The 4,896-nt window shown below is 65.0% G+C and carries 6 protein-coding genes; 3 read left to right on the forward strand and 3 right to left on the reverse strand.

All coding sequences use genetic code 11. The features are described 5' to 3' along the window. Positions 1-55 precede the first annotated feature (55 nt). Positions 56-847, forward strand: coding sequence for a ribosome hibernation promotion factor (locus tag AC2VOU_RS15205; protein ID WP_486939924.1), 792 nt, complete (start codon positions 56-58; stop codon positions 845-847). Between the two features lie 137 nt (positions 848-984). Here the strand turns inward: AC2VOU_RS15205 and AC2VOU_RS15210 are convergent, their stop codons facing one another. Further along, positions 985-1,833, reverse strand: a complete 849-nt coding sequence (locus AC2VOU_RS15210) for a universal stress protein (protein WP_486958128.1) — start codon at positions 1,831-1,833, stop codon at positions 985-987. A gap of 174 nt (positions 1,834-2,007) precedes the next feature. On the opposite strand from AC2VOU_RS15210, the gene AC2VOU_RS15215 reads away from it, so the two are divergent. Together AC2VOU_RS15215 and AC2VOU_RS15220 are read left to right on the forward strand one after the other, a co-directional pair. After that, positions 2,008-2,667 carry an SRPBCC family protein gene (locus AC2VOU_RS15215; protein ID WP_486958129.1) on the forward strand — a complete coding sequence of 220 codons (660 nt, stop codon included), beginning with the start codon at positions 2,008-2,010 and terminating at the stop codon, positions 2,665-2,667. Positions 2,668-2,686: 19 nt separating this feature from the next. Continuing rightward, positions 2,687-2,818 carry a dsRBD fold-containing protein gene (locus tag AC2VOU_RS15220; RefSeq protein WP_486939927.1) on the forward strand — a complete coding sequence of 44 codons (132 nt, stop codon included), beginning with the start codon at positions 2,687-2,689 and terminating at the stop codon, positions 2,816-2,818. On the opposite strand, the gene AC2VOU_RS15225 is transcribed toward AC2VOU_RS15220, so the two are convergent. Continuing rightward, the gene (locus AC2VOU_RS15225) at positions 2,799-4,244 is read right to left on the reverse strand and encodes a bifunctional lysylphosphatidylglycerol flippase/synthetase MprF (protein ID WP_486958130.1); all 1,446 of its coding nucleotides are present in this window, start codon (positions 4,242-4,244) and stop codon (positions 2,799-2,801) included. The genes AC2VOU_RS15220 and AC2VOU_RS15225 overlap by 20 nt on opposite strands. 27 nt (positions 4,245-4,271) lie before the next feature. After that, positions 4,272-4,739, reverse strand: coding sequence for a hypothetical protein (locus tag AC2VOU_RS15230; RefSeq protein ID WP_486939466.1), 468 nt, complete (start codon positions 4,737-4,739; stop codon positions 4,272-4,274). Between the last annotated feature and the right edge of the window lie 157 nt (positions 4,740-4,896).

Consider the following 4,896-nt stretch of genomic DNA (forward strand, 5'->3'; position numbering starts at 1 on the left):
CCGCGATGACCTTGGGCCCTAGCGGCACTCGCCGGGAGCGGCGTAACAACGAACTATGCCAGACAGAACGGCGTTTCCGAATGCATTCGAGATCGACCTGACGACGCACGGGCAGTGGCCCGGCATCGAGGACTACGTGCGGGAGAAGATCGGCCCGCTCGGCCGGCTCGCCCACCAGCCGGTGTTGCACGCCCGAGTCAGGTTGAGCAAACATGCCGACCCGGCGGTGGCGCGCCCGGTGATTGCGCAGGCCAACCTCGACGTCAACGGGCGCTACGTCCGCGCCCAAGTGCAGGGCGAAAACGCGCGCGAGGCGGTCGATCTGCTCGAGGCGCGGCTGTGGCGTCGGCTCGAAAAGCTGAAGAATCGATCAGAACGCAGGCACGGCAACGGATTGCAGGTAGAGCCGCATCACGGATCCGAGACCATAGGTCGGCCCGGTTATTTCCACCGACCGCCGGAGGAACGTCGGATCATTCGGCGGAAGTCGTTCACGCTGGGCAAACACACGCTTGACGAGGCCGCCCAGGAGATGGAACTGCTCGACTACGACTTCCACCTGTTCACCGAGGCGGGTACCGGCCAAGCCAGCGTGCTGTACCGGACCGAGTCGAACGGATACCGGTTGGCTCAGGTCATGCCGTTGCCCGAGCAACTCGCGCCACACGAGCTGCCCGTCACCGTCAGCTCACAGCCGCCTCCCCGAAGCACGATCGCGCGCGCCGTCGAACGCCTTTCGCTGCTGAAAGTGCCTTTCCTGTTCTTCGTCGATGTGGCCGAAGGCCGAGCCGGTGTGCTATACCAGCGCTACGACGGCCACTACGGGCTGATCTCACCCGCCGGTTAGCCGGATGTGTCCGCCATGACTTCCACGACTGCCCAAAACGTCGGCGACGCAAAGAATGTCGCTGCGCTGTTCGCGAATCGGGTCGCGGCGACGCCGGACAAGGAGGCGTTTCGCCCCCCAAAGCTGTACGACTGAGCTCAGTGCGCGACGACCAGTGCGAAATCGCTGTGGCGCAGGGCCGGATCGGCGGCCGGGCTGACAAGTTGGCGCAACTCGTGGGCCTGGGTGGCTCCGATGACGAGTAACTGGATCGAGTCCGCATGGTCGGTGAGGTAGTTGAGGAACGGTCCGTACTCGACCACGGTGCGCACTGTCACGCCAGGGTAGCGCGGACTCCAGACCGCCGCGTAGCGCTCCAGCACGGCGTGCTTCCGGCGCTCCTGTTCGCTGATTGCAGCGTCGTCTTGCAGGTCGTCCAGCCCGGACTGCCACGCCATCATCAACACCAGCGGGGCCGTTCGACGTCGGGCTTCCTGGAAACCACGCTCGACGGCGAACTCGTCGTCAAGCGACCCGACGACATAGGCCACAACCGATCGCCCTCGGTCAGCTCCGAGGGCGGGGCTGCCGCGGACGACGGCAACCGAGCAATGCGCAGATCGGATCAACTCAGTTGCGGTCGAGCCGAATCCGGCGAGAGTTGACTGCCCGGCTCCGGTGTCGCCGACACAGATCAGCGGGGTCGACTTCGAGACCTGGATCAGCATCGGCACCGGATGCCCTTCGATGATCTCCATCTCGATCTTCACCGTTTTGCCCAGCGCATGGACAGCGTCGTATGCGGCGTACACCGCCTGCTCCCCGGCTTCGAAAGCCACCCGGCATTCGGCTCGGCTGGCGCAAGGATTCACGTCTCTGATGTAAAGCAGCCGCAACGGGAAATCGGTGTCGGCCACTTCGTCCACCGCCCAGCGCGCGGCCCGGAGAGCGGCTTGCGATCCGTCGACACCGACGACGACCGACTTGGGCGGAAAGGATTCCAGCATTAGCACTCCCGTTATCTCCATGTCGTGAAAATCCGCTGAAAATAACGCTATTGCGTGCCTGGCATCCGGCCAGGGGGAGATGGTCCTCGCGCGAAGGCCGTTGTTCCCTTTTCCGGCCGGCACCGAGGACCAAAGCCCCTCGCGGCAGAGTGATCCGCTAAGCACACTGGCGTGATGAAGTCCGCGTCGAGCCGGATGGCCAAGATCGCCGCGCTGGCGGCGGGTCTTTATGCCGCACGCCGGTATTACCGCAATTGGGGTACCACCAAAGGAGAATGCAAAACGCGGTTGCCGGGCGACGAGATGCTCGGCGAGCCGGTCATCCAGGTGACCGAAGCGATATGGATCGATTCGCCGCCGACGGTCGTGTGGCCGTTGCTGCTGCGCATGGGGCAGGGGCGGGGCGGCCGCGACAGCCGACGCGTCCTCGAGAATGTGGCCGGCCTTCAGCTGCAGGAGTCCGAACGCGGCGATCCGGACTGGAAACCATGGGCGGTGGGAGATATCCTGCGCCTCAAGCCCAATGGGTGGATGTGGTTGCGCGACGGGCTGGCGCTTCGGGTCGAGGCGATCAGGCCCGAGCATGACATCGTGCTGCGGGCCATCTCGCCGAACCTGCCTAACGTCGTGTGGTCATTCCAGCTGCAGCCGCACTGGGCGACCCACACGCGATTGCTCGCCCGGGCTCGGGTCGGTCTGCGGCATCCCGGTGAGGTGGTCGCCGTCGAACTAGCGCGGCCGGCTATCGCCCTGTTGATCCGGAAAGTGTTGCTGCGCATCAAAGCTCGGGTGCAACACCAGTACAATGCCCGCGCGACCGCGGATTTCGCCTAATAGCAGCAGAGGTATGACGATGACCGATCACGAGCACGCCAAGAAGACGCTCGCGCGGGCATTGTCTGATCTTGCCCACCAACTCTTCAAGCTGACACTCAGTGATATCGAAGCCGCCACCCACAAACCGGTCACTCATGTGCATCTGTGAGGGGATCGCGGTGGCGCTGACATCGTTGTCGGCCGTGTCGGCCCGGATATCGCCGGGGGCGGGGCAGGAACTCCAGCGATAGCAGGACCACCAAGGCAACGGGTATCTGGCGCCACGAGAGTAGGACATAGCGCCGTTGGTCGAATGCGTTGAACTTGCGAAGGTAGCGGTAGAGCGACTCCAGCTTGATCAGCGAGTGACCGAGGTGAATCAGGGCGTAATAGACGCCGTCGATGAAGCTGCGGTTCTTGCTGTCAAAGATTTCCGGAAACGCACCGAAGGCCAGCGAAAGCCGTTCGCCATCTGAAGATTTGCAGTGCCCGATCATGTCGACGCTCATTCGCTCGTCGATACCGTTGGGCGCGCCCGGTCGCCGCCAGGCCACGTCAAGGGTCACATCGGTGCCCCCGCCGGCGGTCGCATATCGCTGAAAGCCCTGCACCCGCCCGGAACGGTCGCGAGCGACGATCAACTGGACGCCGGGGTAGCGGCCCTCGAGCGCGCTGTCGAGAATCATCGAAAAGCCCCGTTGCATACGGGCTCCGCGGTGCGACGCGTACAGCACCTCGGCCAGCTCGTCGGCGAGCGCGTCGTCGAGGTGCTGCTCGTCGACCACTTCGGTGGCGATGCCGGCGTTGTGGGTGCGTTGCACCGCCTGGCGGAGATTGCGGTATTTGCGGCCCGTCATGTCGAAGCTGCGCACATCGACGACGACGTCGCGCCCGATCGGGATCGCCCGCAGCGGTCGACCCACCACGGCACGATCTCGCCACAGCGCCACCCACTGCTCACCACAGCCCAACACCACGACCCGCCAGCCATGCCGGCGGCACATCGCGGCGAAGTCGCCGGCGAGTTGCGGGAATTGGGCGGCCTGCCCGATGGGATCGCCGCTGACCACCGCGAGACCGAGGCGCACGGCATAGGCGATCGCCGCCGTTTCGTCGGCATTGAAGTAGTAGCTCTTCATGGCCTGCATCGCGAACGGGGCAAGCGGGTCGCCGTGTGTGGCCTCGACCAGTGTCCAGACCCGTGGCAGTGAGCCGGGATCCCGCCGTGACGACACCGGCCAGGTCAGCACCAGGCCCGCGCCCGCGACCAGGCCATCACTGAGCAGCTGGAACGACGTCACGTGCATGACCAGGCCAGTCGCCGCCACCAGCACTGACGCCGTGCCGTGGCTGACCGTGATCGACCGACCCAGCAAGATCCCGCGAGCGGCCAGGATCACCGCCAACGACAACGACAGTGACCACGTCAGTCCGCCGACGGTAGTCAACCCGGACGCGTAGTGGTAGCGCGCCACCAGCAGGACGCTCACCCCGGAGGCGCCGAGCAGGGCCGACCGGCCGATCTGACGTACATGCTGCGATTCGGAATCGAGCACCACCCGATCGCGGACGGCGACTCTGGCTGGTTCGTTCATCGCAGCCTTCACGGCGCCGGCCGACGTTCAGGCGGCCCGCGGCAGGTCCGGATCGGCCGCCACCACCGGCGTCGCGGCCCGGTCCGCTATCGGCTTCCAGCCGACGTAGGTCAGATACGCGCCGAACGCACCGAAAAGGATGCACAGCGCTCGCCACAGATCACCTTGATCGATGACCGAGCGGGCCATGGCGACGAAAGTCGACGGAAAGGCCAGCATCAGGACGCCACGCACGACCACCAGCCAGCACAGCGTCGACACCACGACCGCGGCCAGGCCGCGCCAATACGGGTGGAGCGCGATCATGACCAGACCGCCCAGCAGCACGAACGGGCCCGTCGCCCACGCCCACATCGGATTTTCGGCGAAATCCGAGGTGAGCGATGACATCTCAGAAGTGTGTGCTGCCGCTGCGGCGCACACGATGACGACGAACGGGCCGAGCACCCGGGCGAAGGCACGGGTTCTCGTTTGCGGTAGGTCAGAAGAACTCATCGGTTGCCTCCAGCGAACTTCGGCCTCATGCCGGTATCCGACCATTCGACCCAGGGTGGCAGCTAGTGGTGTGTCTCGTAAATAAATAGGTAGTTGTTCGGTATTCTGGTGGGATGAGTGCACCAGCAGTGCCATTGCCGTTGTCGGCCGGTGAGCG

Source organism: Mycobacterium sp. TH-M25, assembly GCF_057473665.1.